The sequence below is a fragment of the Tichowtungia aerotolerans genome (assembly GCF_009905215.1).
Classification (GTDB): Bacteria; Verrucomicrobiota; Kiritimatiellia; order Kiritimatiellales; family Tichowtungiaceae; genus Tichowtungia; species Tichowtungia aerotolerans.
Map to the genome: position 1 here is coordinate 945,533 of NZ_CP047593.1, position 17,282 is coordinate 962,814.

Annotated in this window: 20 protein-coding genes; 12 read left to right on the plus strand and 8 right to left on the minus strand. The window is 52.5% G+C overall.

Going from position 1 to position 17,282, the window contains the following annotated elements; all coding sequences use genetic code 11:
* Positions 1-59 precede the first annotated feature (59 nt).
* The 3 genes from GT409_RS04075 to GT409_RS04085 form a co-directional block, all read right to left on the minus strand.
* Complete coding sequence (locus tag GT409_RS04075; protein WP_160627187.1) at positions 60-347, minus strand: EF-hand domain-containing protein; 288 nt, start codon at positions 345-347, stop codon at positions 60-62.
* A gap of 108 nt (positions 348-455) precedes the next feature.
* Positions 456-1,931, minus strand: coding sequence for a RimK family protein (locus tag GT409_RS04080; RefSeq protein ID WP_160627189.1), 1,476 nt, complete (start codon positions 1,929-1,931; stop codon positions 456-458).
* Complete coding sequence (locus GT409_RS04085; protein WP_160627191.1) at positions 1,918-2,415, minus strand: GNAT family N-acetyltransferase; 498 nt, start codon at positions 2,413-2,415, stop codon at positions 1,918-1,920. Before GT409_RS04085 ends, GT409_RS04080 begins: the two co-directional genes overlap by 14 nt.
* 397 nt (positions 2,416-2,812) lie before the next feature.
* Here GT409_RS04085 and kamA point away from each other — a divergent pair, with 397 nt between their 5' ends.
* The 4 genes from kamA (at position 2,813) to GT409_RS04105 (ending at position 7,079) form a co-directional block, all read left to right on the plus strand.
* Complete coding sequence (kamA, locus tag GT409_RS04090) at positions 2,813-4,153, plus strand: lysine 2,3-aminomutase (RefSeq protein WP_160627193.1); 1,341 nt, start codon at positions 2,813-2,815, stop codon at positions 4,151-4,153.
* On the plus strand, positions 4,150-5,019 hold the full coding sequence (locus tag GT409_RS04095; RefSeq protein WP_160627195.1) for a mechanosensitive ion channel family protein: 870 nt from the start codon (positions 4,150-4,152) through the stop codon (positions 5,017-5,019). The genes kamA and GT409_RS04095 overlap by 4 nt, the downstream gene beginning before the upstream one ends.
* Complete coding sequence (locus GT409_RS04100) at positions 5,016-6,428, plus strand: sodium:solute symporter family protein (protein WP_160627197.1); 1,413 nt, start codon at positions 5,016-5,018, stop codon at positions 6,426-6,428. Before GT409_RS04095 ends, GT409_RS04100 begins: the two co-directional genes overlap by 4 nt.
* 87 nt (positions 6,429-6,515) lie before the next feature.
* Positions 6,516-7,079 carry a hypothetical protein gene (locus GT409_RS04105; protein WP_160627199.1) on the plus strand — a complete coding sequence of 188 codons (564 nt, stop codon included), beginning with the start codon at positions 6,516-6,518 and terminating at the stop codon, positions 7,077-7,079.
* On the opposite strand, the gene msrB is transcribed toward GT409_RS04105, so the two are convergent.
* Positions 7,076-7,492: a peptide-methionine (R)-S-oxide reductase MsrB gene (gene msrB, locus GT409_RS04110; protein ID WP_160627201.1), complete on the minus strand. Its 417-nt coding sequence runs from the start codon at positions 7,490-7,492 to the stop codon at positions 7,076-7,078. The genes GT409_RS04105 and msrB overlap by 4 nt on opposite strands.
* Positions 7,493-7,610: 118 nt before the next feature.
* Positions 7,611-8,285 (minus strand): HAD family hydrolase, encoded by a 675-nt coding sequence (locus tag GT409_RS04115; protein ID WP_160627204.1) that lies wholly within the window; start codon positions 8,283-8,285, stop codon positions 7,611-7,613.
* Positions 8,286-8,364: 79 nt separating this feature from the next.
* Here GT409_RS04115 and leuB point away from each other — a divergent pair, with 79 nt between their 5' ends.
* Positions 8,365-9,438, plus strand: coding sequence for a 3-isopropylmalate dehydrogenase (leuB, locus tag GT409_RS04120; protein ID WP_160627207.1), 1,074 nt, complete (start codon positions 8,365-8,367; stop codon positions 9,436-9,438).
* A gap of 388 nt (positions 9,439-9,826) precedes the next feature.
* On the opposite strand, the gene GT409_RS04125 is transcribed toward leuB, so the two are convergent.
* Positions 9,827-10,153: a hypothetical protein gene (locus tag GT409_RS04125; RefSeq protein ID WP_160627209.1), complete on the minus strand. Its 327-nt coding sequence runs from the start codon at positions 10,151-10,153 to the stop codon at positions 9,827-9,829.
* A 116-nt stretch (positions 10,154-10,269) separates the two neighbouring features.
* Here GT409_RS04125 and GT409_RS04130 point away from each other — a divergent pair, with 116 nt between their 5' ends.
* The 6 genes from GT409_RS04130 to GT409_RS04155 all read left to right on the plus strand — a co-directional run bounded on the left by GT409_RS04130 (position 10,270) and on the right by GT409_RS04155 (position 13,509).
* Positions 10,270-10,566 (plus strand): hypothetical protein, encoded by a 297-nt coding sequence (locus tag GT409_RS04130; RefSeq protein ID WP_160627211.1) that lies wholly within the window; start codon positions 10,270-10,272, stop codon positions 10,564-10,566.
* A gap of 72 nt (positions 10,567-10,638) precedes the next feature.
* Entirely contained in the window at positions 10,639-11,055 is a 417-nt protein-coding gene (locus GT409_RS04135; protein ID WP_160627213.1) for a type II secretion system protein GspG, read from the plus strand.
* 75 nt (positions 11,056-11,130) lie between these two features.
* Positions 11,131-11,481 carry a LysM peptidoglycan-binding domain-containing protein gene (locus tag GT409_RS04140; protein ID WP_160627215.1) on the plus strand — a complete coding sequence of 117 codons (351 nt, stop codon included), beginning with the start codon at positions 11,131-11,133 and terminating at the stop codon, positions 11,479-11,481.
* 402 nt (positions 11,482-11,883) lie between these two features.
* Positions 11,884-12,414 (plus strand): hypothetical protein, encoded by a 531-nt coding sequence (locus GT409_RS04145; protein ID WP_160627218.1) that lies wholly within the window; start codon positions 11,884-11,886, stop codon positions 12,412-12,414.
* Positions 12,415-12,437: 23 nt separating this feature from the next.
* Positions 12,438-12,896: a hypothetical protein gene (locus GT409_RS04150; RefSeq protein WP_160627220.1), complete on the plus strand. Its 459-nt coding sequence runs from the start codon at positions 12,438-12,440 to the stop codon at positions 12,894-12,896.
* Positions 12,897-12,969: 73 nt separating this feature from the next.
* Positions 12,970-13,509, plus strand: coding sequence for a hypothetical protein (locus GT409_RS04155; RefSeq protein ID WP_160627222.1), 540 nt, complete (start codon positions 12,970-12,972; stop codon positions 13,507-13,509).
* Between the two features lie 27 nt (positions 13,510-13,536).
* Here GT409_RS04155 and GT409_RS04160 read toward each other — a convergent pair whose 3' ends face one another.
* Positions 13,537-14,847: an IS110 family RNA-guided transposase gene (locus GT409_RS04160; RefSeq protein ID WP_160627224.1), complete on the minus strand. Its 1,311-nt coding sequence runs from the start codon at positions 14,845-14,847 to the stop codon at positions 13,537-13,539.
* 399 nt (positions 14,848-15,246) lie between these two features.
* On the opposite strand from GT409_RS04160, the gene GT409_RS04165 reads away from it, so the two are divergent.
* A complete protein-coding gene (locus tag GT409_RS04165) occupies positions 15,247-15,723 on the plus strand; it encodes a hypothetical protein (RefSeq protein ID WP_160627226.1) in 477 nt (158 codons plus the stop codon).
* 425 nt (positions 15,724-16,148) lie between these two features.
* On the opposite strand, the gene GT409_RS04170 is transcribed toward GT409_RS04165, so the two are convergent.
* Positions 16,149-17,111 (minus strand): IS110 family RNA-guided transposase, encoded by a 963-nt coding sequence (locus GT409_RS04170; RefSeq protein WP_160627228.1) that lies wholly within the window; start codon positions 17,109-17,111, stop codon positions 16,149-16,151.
* Positions 17,112-17,282: the final 171 nt, after the last annotated feature.

Sequence of the window (17,282 nt, forward strand, 5' to 3'; positions counted from 1 at the left end):
TTGTAAAAACACAAAAAAGCCCCGCCGGAATTGCGGGGCGTTTGTAAAACCAAAGAGCGTCAGTCCTCGTCGCCGGACTTTTCCTGCGTCTGTTTTTTGCCTTTCAGCTCCTCGCCGGTCAGGAAGCCGTCTTTGTTTTTGTCCTTGGCAGCAAACTGCTTTTCCACGGCAGTGCGGTTAAACTCCCTGCCCGCGTTCTTCATCATCTTTTCGCGTGCAGAACAGAATTCCTCTTTACTGACTTTGCCGTCGGAATTGCTGTCCATCGGTGTCTTTTTCTGCTCGGCGAAAGCTCCGCCGGCAACCATCACAGCAGCCATTAATACCGAAACCAATATTCTATTCATAGCCCGCCCCTTCTTCTGTGACATCACAGCGTCCGGCTCCCTCACGGGAACTCTGATCTGCAAAACGGCGTATATTCCTTTCGGCCGCGGAATTCAACTGCAATATTCTCAATGACATTCAATTTTAACGCCCTCGATCCGTCGAATAACAGAGCGGATCACCGCGTCATAAAGAGCACCTTTCAGCACCACATCCTCGACACCGGCATCGATGCTGGGATTGTCGTTCACTTCGATAACAACCACCCGGCCATCGATCTGTTTCAGGTCAACCCCGTAGAACCCGTCCCCAATCAGGTTGGCGGCTTTGAGGGCCGTCTGTACCACGTCCGCCGGGGCCTCTTCCACCGGCAGGCAATCGCTTTTTCCGAACCGGCGGCTGTGCGCTCCGCTCCAGTTGTAAATCTGCCAGTGTCCGCGCGCCATATAATATCGGCAGGCATACAGCGGTTTGCGATCCAGAATGCCGATGCGCCAGTCGAACTCTGACTGCATGAACTCCTGTGCAATAATTAAATCGGACTTCTCAAGCAATCCTGTCAGCTTTTCATAAAACTCCGTTTCATTCCCGGCCTTCACAACACCCTGGGAAAAAGCGCTGTCCGGCTGCTTCAACACACACGGGAACGAAATTCCCATCTCCGCCGGAGTGTTTTTGGGCGACTCTTTCTGGAGGATTACAGTGCGCGGCGCAGGCAGTCCTGCCTGAGCCAGCCGCTCTGCCAGATAGACCTTGTTGGCACAGCGCAGAATCGACCAGGGATCATCAATCACCACCAGTCCTTCGGCATGAGCCTTCCGGGAAAAACGGTAGGTATGATGATTCACCAACGTCGTCTCGCGAATAAACAACGCATCGAATTCCGAAAGCCGGCTGTAGTCGGCTTTGGTGATGAATTCGGTATACACATTCAGCTTATCGGCAGCTTCCACAAATTTTTTCAGCGCCTTTCTGCAGGACGGGGGATTGGGCTCATCCGGATTGATCAGAATGGCCAGATCGTAGGCGTATTGCTGAATCCGGCTTTTCGGAAACCGTTTGCGGGAAAAATAGCTTCGGGCAAAATCGCAAATATGCTCTCGATCCCCGGCGGGAATCTGGGCAATTGAAATCGGCACGATCTGCTGAATCAGCCACTTTCCGCTGAACACAAAATTCACCTTGAGCAGCGGCGCCTGAAACAGATTATAAAGCGCCCGCCCAACAAACCGGTCTACCGGCCGAACCGTCTGGCCAAAATAGACATGCAGCACAAATTCTTTTTGCGGCACGTCTGAAAATGTCTTCTGGACAAGAGCATCGATATCTTCGGCAATCGTGCGGATGATCGTCTGCGACTTGAAATCCTGCATCGTGGTCACAGTCGGGATGGCCCGGTGATCGCGGGCGGCGGCCAGCAGCGACACATAATAGCCGACCGACTGATAGCGGTAGGAACGGCAGAGGTTGAAAACGCGCGCGTTTTTGATCGACGCATACCGGCTGTCACTCAGGTAGTCTCTGGCAGAAACCACCTCCACCTCATCAAGATCAAAGGTCCAATGATCCGGATTATTCAGAACAATCAGGTTACGAACGGCCACAGACACTCTCGCTTTTCTGGTCCTGCTTCAGGACCCTGTGCATCCGGACCGCGTGGCGCCCCGGAGAATAATAATCCTTCAAAACACGAACGATCTCAAACCCGAGCCGTTCATACCAGCCGGTCAAAACCCGGTTTCGGCGATCCGCCTCGAGCGTCACTGCCCGGCAGCCGTTCCTGCGGGCCACCAGAACCGCGCGCCGCACCAGGCGACGTCCCGCACCGCTGCCGCGAAATGCCGGCAGAACCGCCAGCGAATAAATACGAATGGAGCGGGCGTGATGATGCAGGATCATCGCACCCGCAACCAGCCGCCGTCCTTCGTGCGACACAACCGCCAACCAAACACTTTGTGCAGGACTGACCAGGCTGCGCCTCAGCGACCTCCGGGAAGCCCGGCGGCTGCCTCGGAAACAGCGGATTTCAATCAGCTCAAGTGCCGGCAAATCCGCCGGCACCGCCAAACGTACGCTCAATGAATTCATGCGCCTCGATTCAATTTTAAAGCGCCTAATACTCCTGTTTCACGTCCCTGCCAATCTGAAAATCATGTAAAGAAAAAAACCGTTCGAAGTGTGCCGGACGGCCGCCCGGAATTCTCCAGCCATTGGAAAAATACGGCGCAGAAACCCCCATGTCTGGAACCCGAAAAATCGGTTTTTTCTATATTTTTCCGACAACATTCCCGCCGGATTGGTTCGGACCTTCCCTTGACATGACCTCTTCGTTTGTTAGGTTGAAAAGGATTGATGTCTGTGTGCGGAGTTTTTTTTCAGGCATTACACAATATAAAAAAGGAAAACTCACAACACGATCCGCACATCTGTTTTTTTTCGGGGCCGCGCCTCATTTTCCTCAGTTCACAGGAACCCAAGGAGACATATGAGCCCGAGCCCCATCTATAGCGAACAACAGCAGGAACTGGCCGAACAGATCGACGAAAACACAACCCTCGGCAACTGGAAAGACTGGAAGTGGCAGCTCCAGCACTCGATCCGGGACATCGCCACGTTCGAAAAACTGCTGGATGTTGAATTCACCCCTGAAGAGCGCAAATCGCTCGAAGAAACCGTCGATAAATTTCCGCTGAGCGTCACGCCCTATTACCTCTCTCTGATCGACCGCGAAGACTTCCGCAACGATCCGGTCTTCAAACAGAGCATCCCGTGCCCGAGCGAACTGATCATCGGCGAACACGACATGGCCGACCCGCTGCACGAAGATGCCGACAGCCCGGCACCGGGCATCACCCACCGCTATCCCGACCGCGTGCTGTTTCACATCAGCAACGTCTGTTCGATGTACTGCCGCCACTGCACCCGCAAGCGCAAAGTCGGCGATCAGGATTTCATCCCCAACAAGGAAACCATCGAAGCCGGACTCGAGTATATCCGCAACACGCCGCAGGTTCGCGACGTCCTGCTTTCCGGCGGCGACCCGCTGATGCTCTCCGATGATTATCTGGACTGGATTCTCACCGAAGTCGGAAAAATCAAGCATGTCGAGGTCATCCGCATCGGAACCCGCATGCCGGTGGTCCTGCCCTACCGCATCACACACGATCTGGTTCAAATGCTCAAAAAGCATCAGCCGCTCTGGATCAATACGCACTTCAACCATCCGCGCGAAATCACCACGTCATCCCGCTCCGCGCTGCAGATGCTGGCCGACGGAGGCTTCCCGCTCGGCAACCAGACTGTACTGCTCGCCGGCGTCAACGATTGTCCGCGCATTATCAAAACACTGGTTCATAAACTGGTGCAGAATCGGGTGCGGCCTTATTACATCTACCAGTGCGACCTTTCCGAAGGCCTCACTCATTTCCGCACCCCGGTCAGCAAAGGTATCGAAATCATCGAAAGCCTCATCGGCCACACCAGCGGCTTTTCCGTCCCGACCTATGTGGTCGACGCACCCGGCGGCGGCGGAAAAATTCCGGTCATGCCCAACTACCTCATTTCGTGGAGCACACACAAAGTGATTCTGCGCAACTACGAAGGCGTCATCACCAGCTATCAGGAACCCGATTCCTACGAACCGATTTTCTGCGACCGCAAATGTGACAACTGCCAGCTGACCCTCAAGCTCGACGATGCCGATGAATACCAGTCCATCGGCATCGAAAAACTGCTCAGCTATGATGACAAAGCCATCTCTCTGGTTCCATCCGGCAACGAACGGTATAACCGCCGCGACGAAGCCCCTGACTCCGTCCACGCATGAACCTGACACACCTCTACATTCTGCTCGTCGGGCTGATCACGCTCTTTGCAGCGTGGCCCGCCCTTCGGCGTCTGCGAATTCTTCAGGATCAGCGGCGGGAGTCCATTAAACGCCATCCCGAACCGGGCGCGGTCCCGGCACGCACCCGCAAAAAAGCAGTCCGGGAACAGCAAATCCGTCGGATGGAATCCCGCATCAGCATCACCCGCCGGACGCTGATCGCTCTGTTTCTGCTCTCGGGCATCTCAATCAGCGCCATCCCTTATCTGGCGCAGCTTGCGCCGGCCGTTCTGCCGATCATCATCGCCGCCGTTTCCGTCGTCATCGGAGTCGCCGCGAAGCCGATCATTGAAAACATCACCTGCGGGCTGGTGCTCTGTTTCGGCAAACTCGCCCGCATCGGCGACACCGTTGTTATCGACGACGTCTACGGCACCATCGAGGACTTCACCCTCACACACAGCGTTGTTAAACGCTGGGACTCCCTGCGCTACGTCGTCCCCAACAGTTCCATGATGACCAAGGAATTCGTCAACTATTCACTGTACGACAACAACCGCTGGGTCTATGTCGAATTCTGGATCGACTATCAGGCCGACATGGAACTGGTCGAACGCCTCGCCAAAGAATCCCCGCTCGGAAGCCAGTACTATTCAGATCGTGAACCGCCGCGATTCTGGGTGGCCGAAACCGGCCGCGAAGGCGTCAAATGCATGGTTGTGGCCTGGGCCGTGACCCCCGCCGACGGCTGGATGCTCAGTCACGACATCCGAAAAGCACTCGTGTTCAAACTCAAGCAGCACGACATTATCACACACACGCATCACATCCATATGGATCGGCCTATGGAACCCATCACATCATGACCTGGATTGATTACATCATTTTCGCGTTCTATATGGCCGCCATCATTGGAATCGGCTTCTACTTCTTCAAAAAGAACAAAGATCACGAAGACTACTACGTCGGCGGACGCGATATTTCGCCCTCGCACGTCGGACTCTCCATTGCCGCCACGGACGTCGGCGGCGGCTTTTCCATCGGACTCGGCGGACTCGGGTACGCCATTGGACTTTCCGGCAGCTGGCTGCTCTTCACCGGACTGATCGGCGCGTGGCTTTCGGCCGTCTTCATCATTCCGCGCGTCAAAAAAGTAGACCGGGCACACGGCATGCTCACCTACCCCGACTTCCTGGCCCATCGCTACGGCCGAGGCGTCGCCCTGCTCGCCGCGCTCATCTCCGGCATCGGTTACCTCGGCTTCACCGGCGCACAGGTGCTCGCCGGAGCCAAACTCATGGCAGGGACCGTCCTGCCGGATGCAGTCTTCGGCATTGATCCACTTAAGTTCGCCCTCGTCGTCATGGGTGCTGTGATTGTGCTCTACACCGTCCTCGGTGGAATCAAAGCGGTCATCTACACCGACACCGTCCAGTGGATTGTGCTCTTTAGCGGACTGCTCTTTTTCGCGCTGCCCGCCGCCCTCTGGAAAATCGGAGGCGTCGCCGCGCTGTGCGAGGCGCTGCCTGCCGGGCACCTCAGCCTGATGAAGGTCGAACCCATCACATTCATCAACTGGATGATCACGATCATTCCAATCTGGCTCATTGGCATGACCCTCTACCAGCGCATGTTCGCCTGCCGCGATGAACGCGCCGCAAAGAAAGCGTGGTACCTTGCCGGACTGTTTGAGTACCCGGCCATGGCCTTTATCGGAGTCGCGCTCGGAGCCTGCGGCCGCGCACTGTTCAGCGGCATCGAATCGGAAATGGCCGTGCCGATGCTCATCAAAACCGTCCTGCCGGTCGGACTGACCGGCATCGTTGTCGCGGCCTACTTTTCCGCCGTCATGTCCACCGCCGACAGCTGCCTCATGGCCGCCTCCGGAAACTTTGTGAACGATCTGCTCGAGAAGATGAGTTCCAAACCCTGGAAAAGCAGAACACACGTACTCATTTCACAGGTCGCCACGCTCGTCATCGGCGTTGCCGCCATCATCCTGGCTCTGTCTTTCAAGACCGTGCTCGACGGCATTCTGCACGCCTACGCCTTTATGGTTTCCGGCCTGACCGTTCCGACGCTCGGCGCCTTTTTCTGGAAACGCAGCACATCTGCAGGAGCACTGGCGGCCATGCTCGCCGGCGGCGGTCTCTCATTGACGATTCTGCTCATCGGCACCGACCCGCCTCTCGGCCTCGCGCCCAGCTTTTACGGAATCCTGCTTTCCGCAATTGTGTTCATCTCGGTTTCGCTGTTCACGTCCGCCAAGAGCTAAGCGCGGCCGCAGCCATTCATGGCAATCAGACGTTGTGCGCTGCCCAGGATTTCGTTAGCGTCTTCTGCAGACAGAAAGGGACAGTATATGAAATCGACTCTGATTCTCACGATTCTTACCGCCGGATTAATGCTCAACACAGGCTGCGAAAAACAAGAGGATAAATCGGTGATGACCTCGCCGGCCGAATCGTCGAACAAACTGTCTGGCGCCAAAACCGAAATTCAGAAAACCGCACAGGCCGTTGTTGAAGACGCAAAGGAAACGGTTTCATCATATACCGCCAAAGCGGAGGACGTGGCGAAGGAAACCGTTCAGTCGTATACCGTCAAAGCAGAAGAGATCCTGAGTGAGATCACCGAACCGGTCACTGCGGTTAAAGAAAAAGTTGCGACATACAGCCAGCCCGAGCTGATGGCCCGCGTTGAACAATACAAACAGAGCATTCTGGAGAAAAAAGAACAGCTTTCCGGGCTGACCAGTCAACTGAAAGACCTGTCGATGATGGAGCTCCTCAGTGAAAAAGGAGCCGCTCTGAAAGAGCAGGCCTCCCGGTATACCGAACAGCTGAGTGCGCTCAAAGAACGCTACGGCATCTATATCGACAAGCTCAAAACCCTGGGAGTCAACCTCCCCGACCTCCCGCTTTAGTCTTCGGTTTTCTTTTGCTCAAACCTGAGCGCAAGGGAGTTGATGCAGTAGCGCAGGCCGGTCGTCGCGGCCGGACCGTCATTGAACACGTGCCCGAGATGACTGCCGCAATTGGCGCAAAGCACTTCGGTGCGGATCATGCCGTGGCTGAGATCCCGCCGTTCGATGACACTTCCGTCTGAAACCGCCTGATCAAATGCAGGCCAGCCGCAGCCGGAGTGAAATTTGGATTCAGACGTGAACAGTTTGGCTCCGCAAGCGGCGCAGCGGTAAACGCCCGACTTGTCGAGATCCGTGTACTCGCCGGTAAACGGACGCTCTGTCCCCGCTTCGCGCAGAATGCGATACTGCTCCGGCGTCAGTTCTTTTCGCCACTCAGCATCCGTTTTGTGAACGGGAAATTGATCGCTCATAACCGCCTCCTCTGATTTTGCACAGGAACAAAACAGGAACATAAGACACAGGCCTGTGGAGGGAATACATTTCACCGCATTAATCACTGCCTGCATATCCACCTCCTCTGTTTTTTCATCATCCCAAGTCTGTTAGGATAGACATCAGCCGCTCCGCATCCGTTAGATCTTCAAATACGTAATCTGCCCCCGCCTTTTCCAGGGTCTGGACATCAAAAATCCCGGTGGCAACGGCAATAGAAATCATTCCATTGGCCGTGGCAGCCTCGACGTCGCGAGGCGTGTCGCCGACCAGAACAGCATTCGCAGGATTCCCCGCCCGCTCCAGCGCCAGTCGCGCAATCTCAACACGATCGGGATGATCGCACCCGCAGCCGAATCCGTCCGGCTCAAAATAATCCAGCAGCCCGGCATACTTCAACTTGGCTTTCGCGGTCGCCTCGATATTGCCGGTCACCACGCCCAGCTTCCAATGCCTGCAAAGCTCTGGAACTATTCGGGCGATATTTGGAAAAAGTTCGGGCGGGGTTTGTGCCAAATGCTCGTCCAGCCGAACGCCGAGCCGTTCAAAAAATGTTTTTTCCATCTCCGGCGTGGAGCTCTCGCCGCGCTCGGCACAGATGCGGCGGAAAACGTCGAGATCGGTCGCGCCGTAAAAATTAATGTGCTCTACGCCCTGATCCCAACCGAGCGCTTCTTCGAACGCCTGACGGAATGCTTTGCGCCCGGCGCCGCGCGCGTAGAGCAGCGTGCCGTCAATATCAAAAAAAATCCACCCCTGTTCTTTTTCCATAATCCCCTTCTCTCGCCTTTACAAAACTGGTAAAAACCTCCGCTCAGATTTCGACTTTAAAGAAAGAAGGAATAGAATCATGTCTAAAACCTATAAAATTACACTTCTGCCCGGCGATGGAATCGGGCCGGAAGTGGTTGCTGAAAGTGTCAAACTGCTCGATGTCATTGCCGAGAAGTCTGACTTTTCGTTTGAGTACACCGAAGCCCTCGCCGGCGGCGCAGCCATTGACGCCAGGAACGATCCGATGCCGCAGGAAACCATTGACGCCTGCAAAGCGTCCGACGCCGTCCTGCTCGGAGCAGTCGGCGGACCGAAATGGGACGATCTCACCGGCGCCATGCGTCCGGAGTCCGGCCTGCTGAAAATCCGCAAGGAACTGGCCGTGTTTGCCAATCTGCGTCCGGTGGCCGTTCCGCCGTCGCTGGCAGAGTCCTCTCCGCTGCGCCCGGCCGCCGTCATCGGCGTCGACCTGCTGACCGTCCGCGAACTCACCGGCGGCATCTACTTCGGCCAGCCGGTCGGCAACGACGGCAACGAAGCCTTCAACACCATGCGCTACAGCGTCGAAGAAATCGAACGCGTGGCCCGCGTGGCGTTCGAATGGGCACGCAAACGCCGCAACAAAGTGACATCCGTTGATAAAGCCAACGTACTGGAAGTCTCCCGTCTCTGGCGTGATACAGTAAAGGCCCTGCACAAAAAGGAATTCTCGGATGTCGAGCTCGACCACATGTATATCGATAACGCAACCATGCAGATGGTGATTAATCCGCGTCAGTTCGACGTCATCCTGACCGGCAATATTTTCGGCGATATTCTTTCCGACACCTCCGCCACACTCGGCGGATCGCTCGGGCTGCTGCCTTCCGCCAGCCTCGGAAAAGGCACCGGACTGTTTGAGCCGGTTCACGGATCGGCTCCCGACATTGCAGGACAGGGCAAAGCCAATCCGATCGCGATGATTCTTTCCACCGCGATGATGCTCGACGATCTGGGCGAAGGAAAAGCCGCGACCGCTGTCCGACAGGGGCTCGAAGCCGCGCTCGGCCACAACCTTCGTACCGCCGATCTCTGCCACGAAGGATATACCCCGGCATCCACCTCAGAAATGGGAGAACTGATCCGCACCGAAACACTGCGGCATCTTTAATCGACCAGCCCTCACACCCCGCATTTCTGTCTCAGAATGCGGGGTGTTTTGTATCTACGCAAAAAGTCGGGATCTCTACTACGCCCCCGCATCAAACGACGTTTTGCGATATTTTCCCAAGGCTTGGAAAAAATTCCAGACATGGAGGGACCGCATCCTCGCGGGCCGGGCTCTGGGGACCTCGCCCGTCCCCCAATTCCAAACCTTGGAAAAGGCCTCCTGCGAATCAGAAAAGTCCAGCCTGAGCAGGCGGTTCGTTCACTGCAGGCAAACGGCAGCAGGCTTCTAAAAACAGAATCGGACTGCGGCCTATTTTCACAAAATCATGGGTGGAAAAATCATATGTACCCCGCATTGCGGCAATGCTCGAACAACCCAAAACATTAATTCAATAGGACCGATGCCTTCGCCACCGGATGTGTCGGCTCCAGAGCGCGGCATCCGCCCAACCCAGATTAACCACATCAACCAGCAGAATTTTTAATGCGCTGACCATCTGAATCATCTGCCAGTCCTGCAGAGAGTCATTGCGGCCTAACACATTCAGGTACTGATCGAGATAGGCCGCATCGACTTCGCATAATTTGCGCCCTTCAAGACCATACACAACCTGCTGAGCACGGCGCGCCGTCCATTCCGCCGCATATCCGGAAAGGCCGTGTTTATTCACTGAATCAGCATAACGACCCCAAAACACAGACTCTTTACCGGTCATTTTTCTTTCAACCAACCTTTCAAAAAGGTAAGCTACCTATCACATAAACAACACTGGCTTAAAGAAAGAAATAGGTCGCAAACAATGCGACCTAATCCACTGTTCGAGAACAAAATATGAAACAGGATCAAAACAAATTAAGTCTGAGCGCGAAACTGGCCAAAGGTTTTTTGTCCGGAGGAGAAAACTCCAAGATATTCTCCGTACTGTTCATGATTATTGCACTTGCATGGTTCATCCTTGGCATCAAATACGATCAACCTAAGAATCTTATCTTCGCTACTGCTTTTGGAATGATTGCTCTCATTTGGTTTTTGAAAGCGGGCTGTACAGAACTGCTTGAGAAGTTATACACAAAAAAGGACTCGAACCAGAAAGTTGAACTTACGGAAAACCCCGGTGGTGATTTTTAGAATCACAAGTTCGCACCAAACGGAAGTCGGCACGGCCTTTTCCGAAGCTCACTTTTGACGTTCGCTAGCAATATGAGTATAAAACTAAAAATAGGAATTGGCCTCCTTGGTGCGGCGATAATCGTTCTGCTGATAGTTTTGTGCACACCTATACAGGGAACATCTAAGCAGTATGCTAGGCGTGTACTTTTCCCTCGCGCAACAAAAGCTGATATTGTGGCAATCAATACAAGCCTAGATCAGTACCGAATTGATACAGGCGCATACCCTGACCAGTTGTTGAACCTATCTCAAAACTCTGGCGCTAAAAATTGGAATGGGCCATATATACGTGAAAACAAACTGTCCGACCCGTGGGGACAACCGTTCCATTATGAAATAATCAATAACATACCAATTGTAGTATCGCGAGGACCTGATGGGGAACTATGGTCACCTGATGATATTGAAACAGCATTAAGACAAAAACTAAGCGAACCAATCAAGTGACCCTACGTGATGACCCGGTCGGTCAAAATTGAACCACAAGACACGAGGGTCCTCTCAGACGTTCGCTGAAATAAAATGAAAACAAAAAATATAGCATGGGTTCTCCTGAGTATTCTGGCATTAGCGGTTGTATGTGGCATCACTCTTTCAGCCCTGAAAAAAAGAAAAGTCAACAAAGAGTTTGAGCGACAGGTGATTCAATCATTTGAGAATGACATCGAGCTTCAACGACAATTGGCCATGCAAAGCATCACGAATAACACTGAGTGTTCTTATTACACCCATGCCGTCTTCCCAGAAGAGACGATCTGCGATATTGCAAACATGTATGGTGTGTCACAAAAAGAAATCATGAGCATTAATAAGATCACCGATGGGGCGCATCTTAAACCAGGAACAGTTCTAATGATTCCAATTAAAAATTGAGAATATAACCACAGCGAACAAATCAAGTGAGCCTACGTGATAACGCCCGTCGCCCAGATGAAGCACACTTCACGAGGCTCCTTTCAAACGTTAGAAGGACCGACGGGGTTAAACCTCTGGTGGGGAACCGGTAATGATTGTTAAGGGGCGCACAAGTTGAGTAAAAGTTGTTTGAGTGGTAATCTTAAAATCCCGGCGGCATAACGGAGTTGATGGCGACCGGGATTTTAAGATTACCGCAACGTTGAAAGGTACTAATTGAATTTTTTTGTGCGGGGCGACTGGAACAGCGTCACGTAGAAACTGTGCGATGCGGGGAAGCACACAATGGAGTCGAACTTGAAGCGCCCCCGTCGCTCCAAGTTCTAACAATGGCATGCAGCTGACCGGGTTGACATTGGATTGATTCAGGCGAAGCTGGCCGCCCGGCAGCTGATGCCTGTTACGTTGGCAGCAAAAAATATGAAAAATTTAATTCCAGTAATAACACTGATCGTTGGAGTCGGAATCGGATGGGGAATTGCGACCTACCAATCCCGTTGCGCATTCCAAGAAATACAGAAAACGTGGACTCCTGAGTTTCGGGAACTGGTGACGCAAAGCGTCTCCATTGGAAAAACAATGACGAAAGACGAACTGCAGGAACTGCGCAAGTTCGCAATCAAAACGGGAAGCAAAAAGGTCACTGACCTGAACTCTCAAGCTTATGCAGAAGCAAAGCACGCCTTGCTGATGAAGAAATTGATCGAGAATGGGGAGGTGGATGAGGCCCTTTCGTATTCCTTGTCCTGCCTAGGACGTTTTATAGAGCAATACGACCGAGGTGATTTCGAAAATGACATTAACGAAGAACTGGCAGACAAGCTGGCAGATCACATAAAATCTGCCAACCAGTGCCCACACTCTATCACCGCCTCCGGCGGTTCAGAGTGATGCTGATCGTTGGAATCACATAGATGAAAATTTATTTAAAAACATTACGATGGTGTATCGGGGCGGCTGTTCTTCTGCCACTAATTCTCGCTGTTCCCAAAATCTATCCTCAGCTATACCTGCTCATGAACCCGCTGGTTTATTTTTGCGCCTATATCGCACTTTTCATCTGGGCAGGAGCAAAAGCATCGCAGGCAAATTATTCAATAATTCATTCTGCATTTGCTGGCACAGCAGTCTTGTTGGTCTCCCAGATAGTAAACACACCACTACGATTTATTTTTTCGGCTACAGCAGCAACAGAAACCAGACCCCCATGGGGCATCGCAATCCATGCCAGCCTTCAGTCTATCCTTGTTTTTTGTTTCTGCTTCCCGATTGCTCTAGGATTTTCAGCATTAGGTGCATATTTAAACTCCGGTAAAACAAAAAATTCCAACCAGAAAGTTGAACTTACGGAAAACCCCGGTGGTGATTTTTAAAATCAAAAGTTCGCACAGAGCGAAAGTCGGCACGGCCTTTTCCGAAGCTCACTTTTGACGTTGGAATTGAAAAATGATCTATCAACCAATTATAGCTAATGCAGGCGTTCCAATGATCGCCTTAGAAATGCCGTTGATGCTCATAGCGCTCATTCCGGTTATTGTCGTAGAATTATTCGTAGCAAAACGACTCTGTGGGCTAAGCTGGAAAAGGATCACTCTAGGCGTTTCAGCCGCAAACATCGTTTCAACGCTCATAGGGGTTCCTTTGTCGTGGGGCCTCATGCTTGGATTACAATTGCTCACCACAGGAGGTGGCGGGTACAGCGGCCCTCTTGCGATGCTCGTAGCTGTTACCGTACAAGCGGCATGGTTACTTCCGTATGAAGAGCATTTAAACTGGATGGTTCCGACAGCAATGATGGTGCTATTTATTCCCGCCTTTCTTATTTCGGTTTGGTCAGAACGCCTTTTATGTCAGCTCTTTTGGAAGGACACCGAGCGAACAGTCATCAAAAGGGCTGTTTGGATTTTCAATTTGGTTTCATACGGGATATTAACGGCAGGGGTATTTATTTGGCTGATGATTTCTATCACCTCAAAAACAAACTAATTCCAACCAGCCATCTGAGGATGTCCGTCAACATAAAAACTGACTTTCAATCGGCCCGTTGAGCCTTATAGCATCGGGGTGTTCTGCAATAATCTTCCATAAATTCGACCCGCGTTTTTTAAGGACGCTGAGGTAATGCAGTTCGTCGTACGGAACCCGCTCTTTCCAGCATTTATAGAGGATGCGTATCCACTTGTATGCCAAGGCGCGAACTGCCTGATGATGTCCCATTCCCCTTTCGCGCGCCTGGATATAAAACGCACGTGCCCAGATGGAATGCTTTGTGGTTTCGCCAGCCCATTCATGAAAACTCTGACGAATAAAGTTCGAACACTTCCATCGCCGGTGTATCCATTCGCTCTTTCCACTGCGCTCGGTGACCGGCGCCATGCCGGAGTAGTTCTCCAGATCCAGAGCAGAACCAAACCGCTCCCGGTCGGTTCCCAGTGCCGCAATCAGTCGAGGTACAAACACCCGACCCGTGGCCGGGAAGCTGGAAATAATCTGTGCATCCTCATGATCGGTATAAACCTGATAGATGTGTTTGTCGTAGTCCCGAATGCTTTTAAGCAGATCCCGCAGCTGAACGACTATGCTCAAAGCTTGTCGGCTGTAACAGTCGATGATCACCTCATCGGTCGTAACCGGCACGGCCTGTTTAATCTGCTCCAGACGCTTTTCAATGGTCTGCATATAGCGACTGCTGTGGCGGGTGTAGAAGCTCTTTACACTTGAGCGTTGCGCTCGTTTTAATGACTCGAGAGTTGGCCAACGTTCAATAAAATCGAGAGCCAGCTTTTCATTAAGCTTATCCCCGGCCACCTTGCAGGCCAATGGATAGTAGGTTTTCAGACAGGATCGCAGTTCATTGGTCAGCTTTACGCGCAGGTCAACCAACTTGCGCCGATGTTCGCACAGCAGCATCAATCGGCGGGTTTCCGGTGTATCCGGTTTCCACGCCGTCAGCTTATAGTTTGAGTCGCGAACGATCTCCATAATCAGTTCGGCATCATCCGGGTCATCTTTGGCCCCGCTCGGGCTCCATGCATCACGCATCTTTGCCACGGTGGATGGATGAACAACAAATACGGTTATGAATCCGCAGTTCATTAACTGATAGGCAAGGGCTCCTTTTTTCTGCTCAAGACCAATCGCAATCTGCCGGTTAGGATAACGCTCGCGTAAAGTAATCAGCCACTGCTCAATCACCTCCGGTCGATGTTCAACCTGAGAAAACTCTGTCGATTCGGAATCGGCATCCCACAGACAGAGGTCATGCTTCAGATCCGCCCAGTCAAACCCGATGACCGCCGCAAAACGCTTTGCTTGATTTTTCATCCTGCACTCCTTTCATTTTTACTGGCGGAACACGCTGGCTTCGAACCTGCGAAAGACTTATAGTCGGTCATGATCTGACGACATCCGAGTATTCGTTGTCGGTCGAAGCACACCGGCGAGGTCGAATGGCTGGTTTCAAGCGTTGCTGCGCTGATCAAGTCAGGTTCGTACCAAGCCGGTGCGTGCCCCTCGGGGCAAAACTAACATGAAAAAGGAACAAAAATTGAACTCAGGCAGCCTCCACTCAGAGCGTTCGCTTCGCTCTCCGCTCCGGCTGCCGGAATTACAAGTGGAATACCTATAAGTCAAGTGAGCTTACGTGACACTCCGGGTCGATCCGGTCGAAGCACAAGGCACGAGGGTCCTTTTAGGCGTTAGATGTAGTAAGAAAGGAGAAATATGGGCACATCCGACTTAGCAAAAGAAGCACTGAGAATCGCAGGTACAGCAGGCCTAAGCAAAGATGTCATTGATTTGCTCAAAGAAAAAATCAACCTGCTAGACGAAAAAGTTGATGATCTAACCAGTGAAAATTCCTCATTAAAATCAGAGAACTATGACTTACGAAAACAATTAGAGTCTCTTCTGGAATCGCAGTCTGATGGCACCTCTAAACCTGAAGGTTTTGACGATACGACCGACGCTATTCTAAAATTATTCTTTGACGTCCATGATTCGATTCCTGCCGAACTAATTGCTCGTGAACTAAACATTCAAACATCAATTGTGAGGTATCACTTTGACCTGCTTTCTGAACACGACATGATTAGACGAATGCAGGGAGGAACGCGAGGGTTTGTCTCCGGAGTTGCATCTCCAGCTAAATACGGATTGTGTAAGGCAGGGCGAGAGTATGTGGTAAAAAATCTCATCTAACCAGAAAGTGGAACTTACGGAAAACCCCGGTGGTGATTTTTAAAATCAAAAGTTCGCGCAGAGTGGAAGTCGGCACGGCCTTTTCCGAAGCTCACTTTTGACGTTCATATGGCTGAAGCTTTGTCAACAAGGCAAAAAAAGTTCAGACCCACATTTCCCAATGTTTGGGAAAGGGTCTTCCGATCGTTCCCGGGGGCCGGAAGAGCGCACGCAGGGTGAGCGGTTGTTTCCGCATGCAGGGTATGCTCATATCCGTGGACTGGGTACCACATTTTCTTTGATCACCGCGGCCTTGTTCTTTGTCTGGGTGGCGAGCACTCACCGTTGCCCCGTCAGGCATTCATGGCTTAGCTCATAACGTTCATCAAGTACCGGCCTCTGCAACTCTCGTTTCCGTACCCCCGGGTTCGATTCTGGAAAAAGTTTTATCCGACGATCTTCGCCAGATCCCAAATATATGAGGAGAGTTCACGGGCAACGGCAACCCGGATTTTGTTCGGGTGCATTCCCCGGAAGATCAGTTTATTCCAGCGTTTGTTTAATCGATTCTGGGCATGCCAGCTGATGATTTTCACCTCCCGAGAAAGCCCTTCCTGACGCACGGAGAGTCCTTTGGCTATTTTGGGCGGCTTTCGATAATGCTCGGCTGATTCAACCAGCATCCAACGCGCGTGAGAGTTGCCGCACTTGGTAATGGAGCCCTGTCGTCTTCGGCCACCGGAGGAGTCCTCCGATGGAACCAGCCCGAGATAGGCCATTAGCTGTTTGGGATGTTCGAATCGACCAAAGTGTCCGATTTCGCTGACGATCACCATCGCCGCTGTTCGTTTAAAACCCTTGAACCCCATTAGAGCTTCGACCAGTGGCTTGCGAGACCAGGTCTGTAAAAGGGCTTCCATCTGCCCGTCAATGCGTTCGACCTGTTTGACTGCAAAATCGATCCGTTGAAGATACTCTTCCAGAACCACTTTTTGCGCTGGATCGGCCAGTACAAGTTCCCGCAGGTAACGCATGTGCGGCTCGCCCCAATGAGCTTTCCCTTTGTAGCGGTATCCATTCCGAAGCAAAAAGGAGAGCAGCTGTTTCTTCGTCCGGGCCATGGAGTTGACCGCATCGGTTCGTCCCCGGCATACATCGCGGATCACCTCGTCTTCGACGGAAAGAATATGAATGCCTTCCAACTCGCCGGCACGATAGGGCCGTGCGAGCTTGCGGGCGTCGCGTCGGTCCGTCTTGACCCGATCGCCGGACTGCGTCGGGATCTTCGACGGCGCAACCACAATGCACTCAAACCCCAGTTTAATAAGACGTCTTGCCAGTACGAACCCTGTCGGTCCCGCCTCGTAGCACAGCGCCATATCCTCCTTCGCCAGCTCATACTTTTTCATGATCCGCCGCAGCACTGCCTCAAACGCTTTCAAAACACCCATTTAAGAGATGGGGGTCCCACCTTATGGCCTTTGCCGCCGAAGTTTGTTGCCGCGCTCGCTGGTGTGAGCGCTCCGCCATTGCATGGGCAGGATCCAGCAGGAAACGATGAAGCGGTTCAAAACGCTCCT

Coding starts and splice junctions, on each gene's coding strand:
- msrB (WP_160627201.1), bottom strand. CDS start 7,492: ATGAGCGATCAATTTCCCGTTCACAAAACGGATGCTGAGTGGCGAAAA.
- GT409_RS04115 (WP_160627204.1), bottom strand. CDS start 8,285: ATGGAAAAAGAACAGGGGTGGATTTTTTTTGATATTGACGGCACGCTG.
- GT409_RS04140 (WP_160627215.1), top strand. CDS start 11,131: ATGAAAACAAAAAATATAGCATGGGTTCTCCTGAGTATTCTGGCATTA.
- GT409_RS04075 (WP_160627187.1), bottom strand. CDS start 347: ATGAATAGAATATTGGTTTCGGTATTAATGGCTGCTGTGATGGTTGCC.
- GT409_RS04135 (WP_160627213.1), top strand. CDS start 10,639: ATGAGTATAAAACTAAAAATAGGAATTGGCCTCCTTGGTGCGGCGATA.
- GT409_RS04105 (WP_160627199.1), top strand. CDS start 6,516: ATGAAATCGACTCTGATTCTCACGATTCTTACCGCCGGATTAATGCTC.
- GT409_RS04170 (WP_160627228.1), bottom strand. CDS start 17,111: ATGAAAAAGTATGAGCTGGCGAAGGAGGATATGGCGCTGTGCTACGAG.
- GT409_RS04165 (WP_160627226.1), top strand. CDS start 15,247: ATGGGCACATCCGACTTAGCAAAAGAAGCACTGAGAATCGCAGGTACA.
- GT409_RS04155 (WP_160627222.1), top strand. CDS start 12,970: ATGATCTATCAACCAATTATAGCTAATGCAGGCGTTCCAATGATCGCC.
- GT409_RS04160 (WP_160627224.1), bottom strand. CDS start 14,847: ATGAAAAATCAAGCAAAGCGTTTTGCGGCGGTCATCGGGTTTGACTGG.
- leuB (WP_160627207.1), top strand. CDS start 8,365: ATGTCTAAAACCTATAAAATTACACTTCTGCCCGGCGATGGAATCGGG.
- GT409_RS04100 (WP_160627197.1), top strand. CDS start 5,016: ATGACCTGGATTGATTACATCATTTTCGCGTTCTATATGGCCGCCATC.
- GT409_RS04095 (WP_160627195.1), top strand. CDS start 4,150: ATGAACCTGACACACCTCTACATTCTGCTCGTCGGGCTGATCACGCTC.
- GT409_RS04125 (WP_160627209.1), bottom strand. CDS start 10,153: ATGACCGGTAAAGAGTCTGTGTTTTGGGGTCGTTATGCTGATTCAGTG.
- GT409_RS04150 (WP_160627220.1), top strand. CDS start 12,438: ATGAAAATTTATTTAAAAACATTACGATGGTGTATCGGGGCGGCTGTT.
- GT409_RS04085 (WP_160627191.1), bottom strand. CDS start 2,415: ATGAATTCATTGAGCGTACGTTTGGCGGTGCCGGCGGATTTGCCGGCA.
- kamA (WP_160627193.1), top strand. CDS start 2,813: ATGAGCCCGAGCCCCATCTATAGCGAACAACAGCAGGAACTGGCCGAA.
- GT409_RS04130 (WP_160627211.1), top strand. CDS start 10,270: ATGAAACAGGATCAAAACAAATTAAGTCTGAGCGCGAAACTGGCCAAA.